12 protein-coding genes are annotated in these 15,563 nt (G+C 65.6%); 11 read left to right on the top strand and 1 reads right to left on the bottom strand.

Going from position 1 to position 15,563, the window contains the following annotated elements; genetic code table 11:
- Positions 1–47: 47 nt before the first annotated feature.
- Genes QA642_RS34405 through QA642_RS34390 form a run of 4 tightly spaced genes read left to right on the top strand, consistent with a single transcriptional unit; the run spans position 48 to position 3,280 of the window.
- Positions 48–881, top strand: coding sequence for a branched-chain amino acid ABC transporter permease (locus QA642_RS34405; RefSeq protein WP_231164374.1), 834 nt, complete (start codon positions 48–50; stop codon positions 879–881).
- Positions 881–1,864: a branched-chain amino acid ABC transporter permease gene (locus QA642_RS34400; RefSeq protein ID WP_283080852.1), complete on the top strand. Its 984-nt coding sequence runs from the start codon at positions 881–883 to the stop codon at positions 1,862–1,864. The genes QA642_RS34405 and QA642_RS34400 overlap by 1 nt, the downstream gene beginning before the upstream one ends.
- A complete protein-coding gene (locus QA642_RS34395; RefSeq protein ID WP_092216921.1) occupies positions 1,861–2,592 on the top strand; it encodes an ABC transporter ATP-binding protein in 732 nt (243 codons plus the stop codon). The genes QA642_RS34400 and QA642_RS34395 overlap by 4 nt, the downstream gene beginning before the upstream one ends.
- Positions 2,576–3,280 carry an ABC transporter ATP-binding protein gene (locus tag QA642_RS34390; RefSeq protein ID WP_027558619.1) on the top strand — a complete coding sequence of 235 codons (705 nt, stop codon included), beginning with the start codon at positions 2,576–2,578 and terminating at the stop codon, positions 3,278–3,280. The genes QA642_RS34395 and QA642_RS34390 overlap by 17 nt, the downstream gene beginning before the upstream one ends.
- A gap of 148 nt (positions 3,281–3,428) precedes the next feature.
- Here QA642_RS34390 and QA642_RS34385 read toward each other — a convergent pair whose 3' ends face one another.
- Positions 3,429–4,115: an aldolase gene (locus QA642_RS34385; RefSeq protein WP_283080851.1), complete on the bottom strand. Its 687-nt coding sequence runs from the start codon at positions 4,113–4,115 to the stop codon at positions 3,429–3,431.
- Positions 4,116–4,219: 104 nt separating this feature from the next.
- On the opposite strand from QA642_RS34385, the gene ltnD reads away from it, so the two are divergent.
- The 7 genes from ltnD to QA642_RS34350 all read left to right on the top strand — a co-directional run bounded on the left by ltnD (position 4,220) and on the right by QA642_RS34350 (position 15,525).
- Positions 4,220–5,137 carry an L-threonate dehydrogenase gene (ltnD, locus tag QA642_RS34380; RefSeq protein WP_283080850.1) on the top strand — a complete coding sequence of 306 codons (918 nt, stop codon included), beginning with the start codon at positions 4,220–4,222 and terminating at the stop codon, positions 5,135–5,137.
- Between the two features lie 11 nt (positions 5,138–5,148).
- Positions 5,149–5,931, top strand: coding sequence for a 2-oxo-tetronate isomerase (gene otnI, locus QA642_RS34375; protein ID WP_283080849.1), 783 nt, complete (start codon positions 5,149–5,151; stop codon positions 5,929–5,931).
- Positions 5,928–7,202, top strand: coding sequence for a 3-oxo-tetronate kinase (gene otnK, locus QA642_RS34370; RefSeq protein ID WP_283080848.1), 1,275 nt, complete (start codon positions 5,928–5,930; stop codon positions 7,200–7,202). Before otnI ends, otnK begins: the two co-directional genes overlap by 4 nt.
- 165 nt (positions 7,203–7,367) lie before the next feature.
- On the top strand, positions 7,368–9,059 hold the full coding sequence (locus tag QA642_RS34365) for a methyl-accepting chemotaxis protein (protein ID WP_283080847.1): 1,692 nt from the start codon (positions 7,368–7,370) through the stop codon (positions 9,057–9,059).
- Between the two features lie 234 nt (positions 9,060–9,293).
- A complete protein-coding gene (locus QA642_RS34360) occupies positions 9,294–10,988 on the top strand; it encodes a methyl-accepting chemotaxis protein (RefSeq protein WP_283080846.1) in 1,695 nt (564 codons plus the stop codon).
- A gap of 168 nt (positions 10,989–11,156) precedes the next feature.
- On the top strand, positions 11,157–14,336 hold the full coding sequence (locus tag QA642_RS34355; protein ID WP_283080845.1) for an efflux RND transporter permease subunit: 3,180 nt from the start codon (positions 11,157–11,159) through the stop codon (positions 14,334–14,336).
- Entirely contained in the window at positions 14,323–15,525 is a 1,203-nt protein-coding gene (locus QA642_RS34350) for an efflux RND transporter periplasmic adaptor subunit (protein ID WP_283080844.1), read from the top strand. The genes QA642_RS34355 and QA642_RS34350 overlap by 14 nt, the downstream gene beginning before the upstream one ends.
- Positions 15,526–15,563: the final 38 nt, after the last annotated feature.

The following is a 15,563-nucleotide window of genomic DNA, read 5'->3' as shown; positions in this document are numbered from 1 at the left end:
AGTTGACAGCCCAAGCCATTATCCAGAGTCTCGCGAGCGGCCTTCTCATGGGCCTGCTCTATGGACTGATCGCGGTCGGCCTCGCGCTGATCTTCGGCCTGATGGACGTCGTGAATTTCGCCCATGGCGAGTTCCTGATGATCGCGATGTATGCGAGCTTCTTCCTGTTCGCGTTCTTCGCCATCGACCCCTTGCTGTCGGCGCCGTTGGTCGCCGCGGCGCTGTTCGTGTTCGGGGCGGTGGTCTACCTCTTGATTGTACGCTTCGCCATGCGGGCCAAGGCCAATGCCGGCATGGTGCAGATCTTCTCGACCTTCGGCCTTGCCATCGTCATGCGCGGCCTCGCTCAGTTCTTCTTCACGCCGGACTATCGCAGCATTCCGCAGTCATGGCTCGGCGGCAAGACGGTGTCTATCGCCGGCATCTTCCTGCCGGAGCCGCAGCTGATCGGCGCGCTGGTGTCGATCGCCGCTTTCGCCGGCCTCTATTTCTTCATCCACCGCACCGATTTCGGCCGCGCGCTGGAAGCGACGCGTGAAGATCCCGGCGCGGTCGCGCTGGTCGGCATCGACAAGAACCGCGTGTTCGCGCTCGGCTGGGGCCTCGGCGCCGCGCTGGTCGGCCTCGCCGGCGCGATCATGGCGGTGTTCTTCTACATCTATCCCGATGTCGGCGCGTCCTTCGCGCTGATCGCCTATGTCACGGTGGCGCTCGGCGGCTTCGGCAGCGTGTTCGGCGCCTTCGCCGGCGGCATCATCGTCGGCCTCGTCGAGGCCACGACCGCCCTGGTGTTGCCGCCCTCGCTGAAATCGGTCGGCATCTACGCGGTCTATCTGCTCGTCGTCTTCATCCGGCCGCGCGGCCTGTTCGGGTCGATGTGATGGACAAGGATTTTGCCGCGCGGCGCCGCCGCGACCTCATCATCGCCGCGGTGCTGGCAGCCCTCGCCGCGCTCGCGCCGCTGTTCATCAAGGACGTCTACGTCCAGAACATTCTGATCTTGACCCTGATGTATGCGGCGCTGTCGCAAAGCTGGAACATCCTGTCCGGCTATTGCGGCCAGATCTCGCTGGGGCACGCGCTCTATTTCGGCATCGGCGCCTACACCACCGAGCTCTTGTTCACCAAGTTCGGCGTGCTGCCCTGGTTCGGCATGCTCGCGGGCTGCGTGATCGCGGCGGTCATCGCGATGGGGCTCGGCTATCCATTCTTCCGCCTGCGCGGCCATTACTTCGTGATCGCGACCATCGTCATCGCCGAGATCGGCCTGCTGCTGTTCCAGAACTGGGAGTGGGCGGGCGCCGCGATGGGAATCACCATTCCGGTGCGCGGCGACAGCTGGCTGAAATTCCAGTTCCTGCGCAGCAAGCTGCCGTACTTCTATTTCGCGCTGGCGCTGTGCAGCCTTGCCTGGTTCGTCACCTGGTGGCTGGAAGACTCCAAATGGGGTTTTTGGTGGCGCGCGGTGAAGGACAATCCGGAAGCGGCCGAGAGTCTCGGCGTGGTCGTGTTCAACTCCAAGATGGGCGCGGCCGCGGTCTCCGCTTTCCTCGTCGCCATCGGCGGCGCGTTCTATGCGCAGTTCCTCGCCTATATCGATCCTGAGAGCGTGATGGGCTTCCAATTCTCGCTGCTGATGGCGCTGCCGGCCGTGCTCGGCGGCATCGGCACCCTCTGGGGCCCCGTGCTTGGCGCCGCCATCCTGATCCCGATGACGGAGCTGACGCGCTCCTACATCGGTGGCTCCGGCCGCGGCGTCGATCTCATCGTCTATGGTGCGCTGATCGTGGCGATCTCGCTGGCGCTGCCACAAGGCCTGGTGAGCCTGTTCTCCCGTTCGAAGGCGAAAGGAGCCACGCGATGACCGCGCTCCTTGAAACCCGCGGCGTCTGGCAGCGGTTCGGCGGCCTCGTTGCCAACAGCGATGTCTCGATCTCGGTCGGGCGCGGCGAGATCGTCGGCCTGATCGGCCCCAACGGTGCCGGCAAGTCGACGCTGTTCAATCTCATCGCCGGCGTCCTGCCGCCGACGCAAGGCTCGATCTGGTTCGACGGCGAGGACGTCACCCACATGCCGGCGGCCGCGCGCTGCCAGCGCGGCGTCGGACGCACCTTCCAGGTGGTCAAGAGTTTCGAGACCATGAGCGTCATCGACAACGTCATCGTCGGTGCCTTGGTCCGCAACACCGTGATGCGTGAGGCGCGCCGCAAGGCGCATGAGGTGCTGGAGTTCACTGGTTTGGCCGCGCGCGCCGACGTGCTCGCGAGCGATCTCGTGCCGGCCGAGAAGCGCCGCCTCGAAGTCGCCCGTGCGCTCGCGACCGAACCGAAACTACTGCTGCTCGACGAAGTCCTCACCGGCCTCACGCCGACCGAGGCCCAGACCGGCGTTGCCTTGGTGCGCAAGGTGCGCGATGCCGGCATCACCGTGTTGATGGTCGAGCACGTCATGGAGATCGTGATGCCGCTGGTCGACCGCGCCATCGTGCTCGACCTCGGCAAGGTGCTGGTCGAGGGCAAGCCCGCCGACGTCGTCCGCGATCCCAAGGTGATCAGCGCATATCTGGGAGATCGTCATGCTCAGCGTGCATGAAGTCACGACCGCCTATCAGGGCCTGGTCGCGATCTCCGCGGTCTCGATCGAGGTCCAGAAGGGCGAGATCGTTTGCGTTGCCGGCGCCAACGGCGCGGGCAAGTCGACGCTGCTGAAATCCATCGCCGGTGCCGAGCGTCCGCGCTCGGGCACGGTGACGTTCGACGGCAAGCGTCTCGACGGCATGGCGCAGCACCACATCACTGCCACCGGCATCGCGTATGTGCCGGAGAATCGCCGCCTGTTCCCGCGCCTGTCGGTGCGCGACAATCTCCGTCTCGGCAGCTACCTCTACCGCGGCGAGGCGAATCGCGAGGGGCCGCTCGATCTCGTCTTCAACCTGTTTCCGCGTTTGTCCGAACGTTTGGAGCAGCGCGCCGAGACACTCTCCGGCGGCGAGCAGCAGATGCTCGCGATCGGTCGCGCCCTGATGACGCGTCCGCGGCTCTTGATGCTGGACGAGCCCTCGCAGGGCATCATGCCGAAACTGGTCGACGAGATCTTCCAGGCCGTGAAGCGCATCCGCGACGCCGGCATGACCGTCCTGATCGTCGAGCAGCGCATGGCCGAGTGTCTCGAGATCGCCGACCGCGCCTACATCCTGCAAACCGGCCGCGTGCTGATGCAGGGCCCATCAGCGGAGATCAAGGGCAATCCGGACGTGCGCAAGGCGTATCTGGGGCTGTAGACGCAAAGTATTGCGCGCGCTCGGGCAACATGTTCGGTGTCATCGCCCGCGAAGGCGGGCGATCCAGTATTCCGAGATGTCAGCGGGATACGGATATGCCGTGGCGTACTGGATTCCCCGCCTTCGCGGGGAATGACAGCGGCGAGCACTAATGCTCGTGCCCATGTTCCGGCAGGCTCACCCCAAACACCTTCACCAGATCCGTCACCTGCTCCGGCGAAAGATACCGCGGGTTCATCCCCCGCAGCAGCAGGTACAGCTTCGCGGTCTCCTCCAGCTCTTCCGTCGCGAACACCGCGGCTTCGAGCGTGTCGCCCGCGACGACCGGGCCGTGATTGGCGAGCAGCACGGATGAATATTTCCCCGCCAGTCCCTTGATCGCATCGGCGACCGCGGGATCGCCGGGGCGGTAATAGGGCACGAGCGCGGTGGCGCCGCACTTCATGAGATAATAGGCGGTCATCGGCGGCAGCGCGGCGCGCGGGTCGATCTCGGGCAGCATCGAGAGCGCGACCGAATGGGTGGAGTGCAGATGCACGATCGCGCGGGCACTGCCGCGCGTGTCATAGAGCGCGGTGTGCAGCGGAACTTCCTTGGTCGGCGCATCACCCGAGACCAGCCGGCCCTGTTCGTCCAGCCGCGACAGCTTTGCCGGATCGAGGAAGCCGAGCGAGGCATTGGTCGGGGTCACCAGCCAGCCACCGCCGTCCAGCCTGACGCTGATATTGCCGGAGGAGCCCGGCGTCAGCCCGCGCTCGAACAGGGACCGTCCGAACCGGCAGATATCCTCACGCAGCCTTGTCTCGTTGCTCGTTTCAGTGCTCATGGCCGTCATGCCCGCTTGTCTCACGCTTTGGCAGCGCGGCCAAGCCGTGTTATTCGGTTGCCAAGCCGCCGCAAAGGGCGGCCGTCCAGGAAACGTTCGCAAGGGTCAGTTGCATGTCCGCCTCCACGTCACAAAATCAGCGCATCGCCGTCATCGGGCTCGGCTCGATGGGGTACGGCATGGCGACCTCGCTGAAGCGCGCCGGCCATGCCGTGACCGGCTGCGATGTCTCGGCTGATGCGGTGGCGCGGTTCGTGAAGGACGGCGGCGCCGGTGCTAAAACGCCGGCCGAGGCGGCGAAGGGCGCGGACATCGTCGTCAGCGTCGTCGTCAATGCCGCCCAGACCGAAGCGATCCTGTTCGGCAAGGATGGCGTCGCCGAGACCCTGCCGAAGGACGGCGTCTTCATCTCCTCCGCCACCATGGATCCCGACGTGGCGCGGCGTCTTGCAAAACAGCTCGAGGCGACCGGCCGGCATTATCTCGATGCGCCGATCTCGGGCGGTGCGCAGCGCGCCGCGCAAGGCGAATTGACGATCCTCGCCTCCGGCAGCGCCGCCGCCTTCGCGAAGGCGCGACCGGCGCTCGATGCCATGGCGGCAAAACTCTACGAGCTTGGCGATGCCGCGGGGCAGGGCGCTGCATTCAAGATGATCAACCAGTTGCTCGCTGGCGTGCACATTGCCGCTGCCAGCGAGGCGATGGCGTTCGCCGCCAAGCAGGGTCTCGACATCCGCAAGGTCTACGAGGTGATCACGGCTTCCGCCGGCAATTCCTGGATGTTCGAGAACCGTATGCCGCACGTGCTCGATGGCGATTACACGCCGCGCAGCGCCGTCGAGATTTTCGTGAAGGACCTCGGCATCATCCAGGACATGGCGCGCAGTGCCAGGTTCCCGGTGCCGGTCTCCGCCGCCGCGCTCCAGATGTTCCTGATGACGGCAGCCGCCGGCATGGGCCGCGACGACGACGCCTCGGTGGCGCGGATGTATGCGCAGGTCACCGGCGTGAAGCTTCCCGGCGACAAGTAAGAGGATCTCCAATGCCCCGTTTCGCCGCCAACCTCTCGATGATGTTCACCGAGGTGCCGTTCCTCGATCGCTTCGACGCCGCCGCGCAAGCAGGCTTCACCGCGGTCGAGTTCCTCTTTCCCTACGAGCATCCGGCCGAGGCCGTCGGCGAGCGGCTCAAGCGCAACGGCCTGACCCAGGCGCTGTTCAACCTGCCGCCGGGTGACTGGAATGCGGGCGAGAAGGGCTTTGCGGCGCTGCCGGCGCGGTTCAATGATCTCAAGGCGGGCCTGGAGACCGCGCTGCCTTACGCCAAGGCAACCGGCGTGAAGCGTCTGCACCTGATGGCCGGCATCGCCAATCGCGGCGAGCGGGTCGCGATCGAGGCGTTCTACAAATCCGTGGCCTGGGCCGCGGAGTTCTTCGCACCGCATGGCATCGACGTCGTGATCGAGCCGATCAACGCCCGCAACGTGCCCGGCTACTTCCTCAACGATTTCGGCTTCGCCCGCGACCTGATCCAGGAGCTGAGGCTTCCGAACCTGAAACTCCAGTTCGACATCTATCACTGCCAGATCATCCATGGCGACGTCACCATGCGGCTGCGCGAGATGATGCCGATCATCGGCCACGTCCAGATCGCCAGCATCCCCTCGCGCAACGAGCCCGACGGCGAGGAGCTGAACTATCCGTTCCTGTTCGAGGAGCTCGACCGGCTCGGCTATCCCGGCTTCGTCGGCTGCGAATACAATCCGCGCGGCAAGACCACCGATGGGCTCGCCTGGTTCAAGCCTTACGTTGGAGGGAAGCCGTGACGCTTTCGCTTGGCTGCATCGCCGACGACTATACGGGCGCGTCCGATCTCGCCAACACGCTGACGCGCGGGGGCCTGCGCACGGTGCAGACCATCGGCGTGCCCGCCGACGACCTCGCGCTCCCCGATGTCGATGCCGTCGTGGTGTCGCTGAAGAGCCGCTCGATCGAGGCCGGCCTTGCCGTAGCGCGCTCGTGCGCGGCGGAGACATGGCTGCGGAGCCGCGGCGCGAGCCATGTGCTGTTCAAGATCTGCTCGACCTTCGATTCCACCGACGCCGGCAATATCGGCCCGGTGATGGATGCACTCCGCGCCGATAGTGGCGAGGCCGTCGTGCTGGTGACGCCGGCATTCCCCGAGACCGGCCGCACCGTCTATCAGGGCAACCTCTTCGTCGGCGCGGTGCCGCTGAACGAGAGCCCGCTGAAGGACCATCCGCTCAACCCGATGCACGATTCCAACCTGGTGCGCGTGCTGGCGCGCCAGAGCCGGACGCAAATCGGCCTGGTCGATCTCGCCACCGTCACGCGCGGCGCGGACGCTGTGCGGGCGCGGCTGGCCGAGCTCGCGGGCAAGGGCATCGGCGCTGCGATCATCGACGCCGTGTTCGACCGCGATCTCGAGACCATCGGTCTCGTCGCCGCCGGACATCGGCTGTCGGTCGGCGCCTCCGGCATCGGCCTTGGGCTGGCGCGGGCGCTGGTGTCGACGGGCAAGGTCAAATCGGCCGCGACGGGCGCAGAGACCGGCGCGGCTGTCGGCGGACCGGCGGCCTGCCTTGCCGGAAGCTGCTCGCAGGCGACGCTTCAGCAGATCGCGAATGCCGAACGTGTCATGCCGGTGTTGCATCTCGATCCGGACCGTATTCTTACGGGAGCGGGTGAAGCCCAGCGTGCGCTGGACTGGGCAAGGCCGCGACTGGCCGAAGGTCCGGTGCTGATCGCATCGAGCTCGACACCGGATCAGGTCGCCGCGCTTCAGGCGCGTCACGGCCGCGACGCGGCGGGCCATGCCATCGAGCAGACGATGGCCGACATCGCCGAAAGCCTTGTGAAATCAGGTATACGGCGCTTGGTGGTTGCCGGTGGCGAGACATCCGGCGCGGTCGTTGATCGGTTGAAGATTCCCGGATTTCTCGTAGGAGTAGAAATTGCCGCTGGCGTTCCGGTGCTGCGCGCGGTCGGTGCTGGTGGCGACATGCTGCTCGCGCTGAAGTCCGGAAATTTCGGCGGCGCGGAGTTTTTCTCGGATGCGCTTAGGCTCATGCGCTGAGCGCAGAGCATTCTTAGCCCCTCATTCATTTCTTTCGGCTTCCGTACTTGTGCGGAGTCGTAGTTAACAACTGCTCAGTCGCTTTGTTGTTGGATATCGGCGCCGCATCGTTTGGTTGATGATCATTTCCGGACGCGCCGCCGCGCCAACGCAAAGAGACCGCTTATGCTCGCCAAGATTTCCATTCGCGCCAAGATCATCAGTGTCGTGGCGTTCCTGCTGGTCGCGATGGCCGGCATGGGCCTGCTCGCCGTCATGAAGATGCGGTCGATGAACGCCAACACGGTCGATATCACGACGAGCTGGATGCCGAGCGTGCGGGTGCTGGGCGAGCTTCGGGCCTCGGTCATCACCTATCGCAGCGTGGTCCGCGAGCACATGCTGGCCGAGACCATGGAAGAAAAGCTCGCGATGGAAAAGATCGCGGTCACAACCAGCGAGGCCCTGGCCAAGGCCCGCCAGACCTACGAGACCATGATCACCTCGCCGGAGGAGCGGGCGCTCTACACCGAATGGTCCAAGCTGTGGGACGACTACAAGAAGGGCGCCGACGAGGTTTTTGCATTGTCGCGCAAGGAGGTCGGCAAGGTTCCGCACGAGTCGCATGAGCTGAACGTCAAGACCGCCAACAAGATCGGTATCCAGTCCGACGAGGTTCTGCGCAAGGACATCGATCTCAACACCAAAGGTGGCGATCAGGCTGCCCGGGACGCGGACAGCAGCTATTCCTTTGCGTTCATGCTGCTTTCGATCATCCTCGGCGCCGCCGTCATCGTCGGTATCGGCGTCGGCTTCTATCTCGTCCACGACGTCTCCAGCGGCATCAACTCGATCACCCTGCCGATGCAGGCGCTGGGCAAGGGTGACCTCTCCGCCGAGGTCCCGCATCGCGGCGAGAAGACCGAGATCGGCGCCATGGCCGACGTGCTCCAGATCTTCAAGGAGGCCCTCATCGCCAAGAAGGCCGCCGACGAGGCTGCCGCCGCCGACGCCGAGGCCAAGATCGAGCGCGGCCGCCGCGTCGACAACATCACCCGCGAATTCGAATCCATGATCGGCGAGATCGTCCAGACCGTGTCGTCGGCCTCGACCCAGTTAGAGGCTTCAGCCTCGACGCTGACCTCGACCGCCGATCGCTCGCAGCGGCTCGCGACCACCGTTGCCGGAGCTTCAGAGGAAGCCTCGACCAACGTGCAGTCGGTGGCCTCGGCGACCGAGGAGATGGCCTCGTCGGTCGGCGAGATCAGCCGTCAGGTGCAGGAATCGGCGCGGATGGCGGGCGACGCCGTCGGGCAGGCCCGTGCCACCACCGAGCGCGTCAGCGAGCTCTCCAAGGCGGCATCCCGCATCGGCGACGTCGTCGAGCTGATCAACACCATCGCCGGCCAGACCAACCTGCTGGCGCTGAACGCCACGATCGAGGCGGCGCGCGCCGGTGAAGCCGGCCGCGGCTTCGCCGTGGTGGCCTCGGAGGTGAAGGCGCTGGCCGAGCAGACCGCGAAGGCGACCGGCGAGATCGGCCAGCAGATTTCGGGCATCCAGGCGGCGACCAACGACTCGGTCGGCGCGATCAAGGAGATCTCCTCGACCATCGAGCGCCTCTCGGAGATTTCGTCGGCGATCGCGGCTGCGGTGGAAGAGCAGGGCGCAGCGACCCAGGAGATCGCCCGCAACGTCCAGCAAGCGGCGCAGGGCACCCAGCAGGTTTCGTCGAACATCACCGACGTGCAGCGCGGCGCGACCGAGACCGGCACCGCCTCCTCGCAGGTGCTGTCGGCGGCGCAGATGCTGTCCAACGATTCAAACCGGCTCAAGACCGAGGTCAGCAAGTTCCTGACCAACGTCCGCGCAGCGTAAATCGCGACCGGACATCCATCGACGAACGGGCGGCGCCGCGAGCGCCGCCCGTTTTCTTTTGGCGGTCGCATGATGTCGTCTCAAGGTAGCGTCGTGTCGGATGATCCGTAATCGTACGGGTGCGCCGCTTCATCGATGGTTAAATTCGATTTACGAGAGTTGCGCGCGGGCGGTCTCGCATGGCGGCAGCCCCGGTTGGAATGAGTCCATACCGAAGCTTGCTCTGGGGGGCCGATGCGCAAGAATCTTCCTGTCACCGACACCGAATATCCGGTCAGCGACGAGACGCTGATCGTCTCGCGCACCGACCTCAAGGGCAAGCTCACCTATTTCAACGAGGACTTCATCGCGGCCGCCGGCTTCACGTCGGCGGAGCTCATGGGCCAGCCGCACAACATCGTCCGTCACCCCGACATGCCGCCGGAGGCATTCGACAATCTCTGGGACACGCTGAAGGCCGGCAAGCCATGGCTCGGCGCGGTGAAGAACCGCCGCAAGAACGGCGACTTCTACTGGGTGCTGGCGACGGCATCTCCGATCCGTGAGAACGGGCAGGTCAAGGGTTACACCTCGATCCGCACCAGGCTGCCGGCCGACCAGCGCAAGCTCGCCGAAGAGGTCTACGCCGCGATCCGCGAGAAGAAGCCGCATGGCTATCGCATCGATGCCGGCATCATCCGCCGCCGCTCGCTGCTCGACCGCTTCAGCGTCTTCACCGGCACGCTGAAGGCGCGTCTTGTCACGACGATGGCGCTCCAGGCGCTGTTCATGCTCGCACTCGGCGCCGGTGGTGCGCTCTCCACCGGCGGTTCGACCAGCCTGATCCTGTCGCTGCTAGCCGTCATCGGCGCTGCCATCGCCGGCTTCGCCGGCCTTGCGACGATGCGGGCGATCCAGGGGCCGATGCAGCATCTCAACGACACGCTGGTCAACCTCGTGCAGGACAAGCTCGACAACCGCATCAACATCGAGCGCGACGACGAGATCGGCGAGGCGCTGCGCAACCTCCAGACCGTCCAGACCATCATCCGCTTCAGCCGTGACGAGGTGCAGGCGGTGCAGCGTCGTGCCGAGGCGCAGCGCAAGACCGACATGACCAAGCTCGCCGACGGCTTCGAGGCGGCGATCGGCGAGATCGTCGAGACCGTATCCTCGGCCGCGACCGAGCTCGAGGCTTCGGCCTCGACGCTGTCCTCGACCGCAGGCCGCGCGCAGGATCTGGCGACGGCCGTCGCCTCCGGCTCCGAACGGGCCTCCACCAACGTCCATTCGGTGGCCTCTGCGGCCGAGGAGATGTCGTCCTCGGTGAGCGAGATCAGCCGCCAGGTGCAGGATTCCGCCCGCATCGCCGGCGAGGCGGTCAGCCAGGCGCACGCCACCACCGAGCGGGTCAGCGAATTGTCGCGCGCCGCATCGCGGATCGGCGACGTCGTCGAGCTCATCAATGCCATCGCAGGGCAGACCAATCTCCTGGCACTGAATGCCACTATCGAGGCGGCGCGGGCCGGCGAGGCCGGCCGCGGCTTCGCGGTGGTCGCTTCCGAGGTCAAGGCGCTGGCCGAGCAGACGGCCAAGGCGACCGGCGAGATCGGCCAGCAGATCGGCGGGATCCAGGCGGCGACCCAGGAATCGGTCAGCGCCATCAGCGAAATCAGCGGCACCATCGCGCGGCTGTCGGAGATATCCTCCACCATCGCGGCGGCCGTGGAGCAGCAGGGCGCGGCGACCCAGGAGATCGCCCGCAACGTGCAGGAAGCGGCCCACGGCACCCAGCAGGTCTCCTCCAACGTCAGCGACGTTCAGCGCGGCGCCTCGGAGACCGGCTCGGCGTCCTCACAAGTCCTGTCGGCGGCGCAGATGCTGTCGCGCGATTCCAACCGGCTCAAGACCGAGGTCAGCAAGTTCCTGACCAACGTTCGCGTCGCCTGAGGCGTCCGTCTGCATGGCTGCGATGTTGATTTCGCAGTGCGGTAGCAGGGAAGTGAATGCAGGACGGCCGCCGGAGATTAGCGTTTCCGGCGGTGCTCGGGTAAACGGGAAAGGGGTCCCCATGGGGCGGATTCCGTAATCCTCGCTCGACCTGGAATTGCCTGACGAATGATTGCTCTGGTCCGTATTGCCCTGAGCCGACCCTACACGTTTGTCGTGCTCGCGCTCCTGCTCCTGATCATCGGACCGCTGGCGGCGCTGCGGACTCCGACCGACATCTTCCCTGACATCCGCATCCCCGTGATCGGTGTGGTCTGGCAGTACACTGGCCTGCCACCCGACCAGATGTCCGGCCGCATCACGACGCCGTTCCAGCGCGCGCTGACGACGACGGTCAACGACATCGAGCACATTACCGCCAACTCCTATAACGGCTTCGGCATCATCAAGATCTTCTTCCAGCCGAACGTCGACATCCGCACCGCCAACGCGCAGGTCACCGCGATATCGCAGACGCTGCTCAAGCAGATGCCGCCGGGCGCGACGCCGCCCTTGATCCTGAACTATTCGGCCTCGACCGTGCCGATCATCCAGGTGGCGCTGTCGGGCGAGGGCCTCACCGAGCAGAACCTCGCCGACATCGGCATCAACCAGCTGCGCACGCCGCTGGTCACCGTGCCGGGCGCGGCGATCCCCTATCCGTTCGGCGGCAAGCAGCGCCAGGTCCAGATCGACCTCGATCCCACCGCGCTCCAGGCCCGCGGCCTGTCGGGCCAGGACGTCGCCAATGCGCTCGCAGCCCAGAACCTGATCACGCCGGTCGGCACCCAGAAGATCGGCCAGTTCGAGTACAACATCCAGCTCAACAACTCGCCGCTGAAGATCGACGAGCTCGGCAATCTGCCGATCCGCACCGTCAACGGCGCGATGGTCTATGTGCGCGACGTCGCGACCGTGCGCGACGGCAATCCGCCGCAGACCAATATCGTCCATGTCGACGGCAACCGCTCCGTGCTGATGATGGTGCTGAAGGCGGGCGCGACCTCGACGCTCGACATCATCGCCGGCATCAAGCAGAAGGTGATCGAGGTCAAGGACCAGCTGCCGGACGCGCTGAAGATCGGCTTCATCGGCGACCAGTCGGTGTTCGTCCGTGGCGCGATCGAGGGCGTCGCCTTCGAAGGCGTGATCGCGGCGCTGCTGACCAGCGTCATGATCCTGTTGTTCCTCGGCAGCTGGCGCTCGACCATCATCATCGCGGTCTCGATCCCGCTCTCCGTGCTGGGCGCCATCATCATGCTGTCGGCGATCGGCGAGACGCTGAACATCATGACGCTGGGCGGTCTTGCGCTCGCGGTCGGCATCCTCGTCGACGACGCGACCGTGACGATCGAGAACATCAACTACCATCTCGAGCAGGGCAAGCCGGTCGAGCAGTCGATCCTCGACGGCGCCAACCAGATCGTGACGCCGGCCTTCGTCTCGCTGCTCTGCATCTGCATCGTGTTCGTGCCGATGTTCTTCCTCACCGGCGTCGCGCGCTTCCTGTTCGTGCCGATGGCGGAAGCGGTGATGTTCGCGATGATCTGGTCGTTCATCCTGTCGCGCACGCTGGTGCCGACCCTGGCGAACTACCTGTTGCAGGCGCATGTCCATCATGAGGGCGGCCCACCGAAGTCGCGCAATCCCCTGGTCTGGTTCCAGCGCGGCTTCGAGGCGCGGTTCGAGCGCATTCGCGGCTTCTATCGCGGCCTGCTCGGCATGGCGCTGGCGCATCGTGCGGTGTTCGTGATCGGCTTCCTCTGCGTGGTCGGCGCGTCCTTTGCGCTGGTGCCGTTCCTCGGACGCAACTTCTTCCCGGCCGTCGATGCCGGCAACATCCTGATGCATGTCCGCACGCAAGTGGGCACCCGTGTCGAGGAGACCGCCAACCAGCTGGCCGACGTGCAGAAGGCGGTGCGCAAGCTGATCCCGGGCGAGATCGACACCATGACCGACAACATCGGCATGCCGATCTCCGGCATCAACATGACCTACAACAACACCGGCGTGATCGGCCCGCAGGACGGCGACATTCAGATCAAGCTGAAGGAAGGCCACAAGCCGACCGAGGAGCATGTGAAGGTTCTGCGCGAGCAGCTGCCGCGCCTGTTCCCCGGCGTCAGCTTCGCGTTCCTGCCCGCCGACATCGTCAGCCAGATCCTGAATTTCGGCGCGCCGGCGCCGATCGACCTGCAGATCCGCGGTGCCAATCTCAACGCCAACTTCGCCTACGCCAACAGCCTGCTGGCCAAGGTCCGCAAGATCCCGGGCGTTGCGGACGCGCGCATCCAGCAATCGCCGAACAACCCGACTTTCAACATCGATGTCGACCGCACCCGCGCGCAATATGTCGGCCTGACCGAGCGCGACGTCACCAACAGCCTCGTGGTCAATCTCGCCGGCTCCTCGCAGGTCGCGCCGACCTACTATCTCAACCCCGACAACGGCGTGTCCTACTCGATCGTGATGCAGACGCCGCAATACCAGATCGACTCGCTCGGCGCGCTGCAGACCCTGCCGATCACAGCAGCAGGCAACGCCCAGTCGCCGATCCTCGGCGGCATCGCCGACATCAAGCGCTCGACCTCGAGCGCGGTGGTCTCGCAATACGACATTCAGTCGATGGTGCAGATCTTCGCGACGACCTCGGGCCGCGACCTCGGCGCCGTCGCCGCCGACATCCGAAAGGTGATCGCCGACACCGCCAAGGACGTGCCGAAGGGTTCCTCGGTGGTGCTGCTCGGCCAGGTGCAGACCATGAACAGCGCCTTCACCGGCCTGTTGTTCGGCCTGCTTGGCGCCGTCGTGCTGATCTACTTCCTGATCGTCGTGAACTTCCAGTCCTGGTCCGATCCGTTCGTGATCATCACCGCGCTGCCGGCTGCGCTCGCCGGCATCGTCTGCATGCTGTTCATGACCGAGACGACGCTGTCGGTGCCGGCGCTGACAGGCGCGATCATGTGCATGGGCGTTGCCACCGCCAACAGCGTGCTGGTGATCTCCTTCGCCCGCGAGCGCTACGAGGAACTCGGTGATCCCGTCGCGGCTGCGCTGGAGGCCGGCTTCGTCCGGTTCCGCCCGGTGCTGATGACCGCGCTCGCCATGATCATCGGCATGGCGCCGATGGCCTTAGGATTGGGTGAGGGCGGCGAGCAGAATGCGCCACTTGGCCGCGCCGTGATCGGTGGCCTGATCTTTGCAACTTTCGCCACGCTGATGTTTGTTCCCGTGGTGTTCAGTATGGTACACAAGAAACAAGGCGCCAAAGCCGCCGCCTCATCGGAGACACCGCATGTCGCCCACTGAACCTCGCTCCCCGGTGTCGCACCGGAAACTGGGCATCTTCGGCGTGGTGGCGCTGATCGCGGCGGGCCTCGTCGTCGGCAGCGGCATCCGGGCCCGCGAAGAGCAAGGCTCCAAGCTGAAGGAGTGGACCGACGACCAGGCTATTCCCAGCGTCGCGGTGACCCTGCCCAACGCCAAGTCCCTTAATGCCACCATCGATCTGCCGGGCCGGCTGGAGGCCTATTACCGCGCCCCGATCTTCGCGCGCGTCTCTGGTTACCTGAAGAGCTGGAGCGCCGACATGGGCGCCCGCGTCAAGGCCGGACAGGTGATTGCCGAGATCGAGGCGCCCGATCTCGACCAGCAGCTGCTCCAGGCCCGCGCCGACCTCGCCAGCCAGCAGGCCAGCGCCAGGCTGTCGGAAGCAACGCTCAACCGCCGCAAGACGCTGGTCGCCTCCAACTTCGTCTCCGCGCAGGAGATCGACGAGCGCACCGCCGACCTCTCCAACAAGAACGCTGCCGTCCATTCGGGACAGGCCAATGTCGAGCGGCTCGAGGCGCTCGCCGGCTACAAGAAGATCACCGCACCGTTCGACGGTGTTGTCACCGCGCGCGACACCGACGTCGGCGCGCTCATCAATGCCGGCGGCGGCTCGGGCCCCGCGATGTTCGTGGTGTCCGACATCACCAAGCTGCGCGTCTACGTCAACGTGCCCCAGAATTACGTGCCGGCGATCAAGATCGGCGCCAAGGCCATCATCACGCTGCCGGAATATCCGAACCGTACCTTCCAGGCCACGGTGGAGGCGTCCTCGCAGGCTGTCGACGTCGCCTCCGGCACCACGCGGATGCAGCTCGGCCTCGACAACTCCTCGGGCGAGCTGATGCCCGGCGGCTATGCCAGCGTGAAGCTGAACCTGCAGCGCGACACTGCGCCGCTCAGCATCCCCGCCAGCGCCCTGATCTTCAACGGCAGCGGCCTGCGGGTTGCGACCGTCGGTGCCGACGACAAGGTGCTGTTCAAGACCGTGACCATCGCCCGCGATCTCGGCCGCGAGATCGAGCTCGCCTCGGGCATCGCCCCTGATGACCGCGTCATCACCGCTCCGCCGGATGGTCTCTCCGATGGCGATCAGGTGCGTGTGGTTGGCGCCGGCGCCAAGGGCAAGCCGGCGACGGCGTCGGAGAAGCAGCCGCCGAAGGGCTGAGACGCGATCTCGCGCCGCGGACGCTAGACTCGTAGGGT

Origin of the sequence: Bradyrhizobium sp. CB2312 (genome assembly GCF_029714425.1) — a bacterium.
Lineage (GTDB): Bacteria > Pseudomonadota > Alphaproteobacteria > Rhizobiales > Xanthobacteraceae > Bradyrhizobium.
Note: the sequence above shows the minus strand (reverse complement) of the source record. Positions and strands in the feature narration are given on the sequence as shown.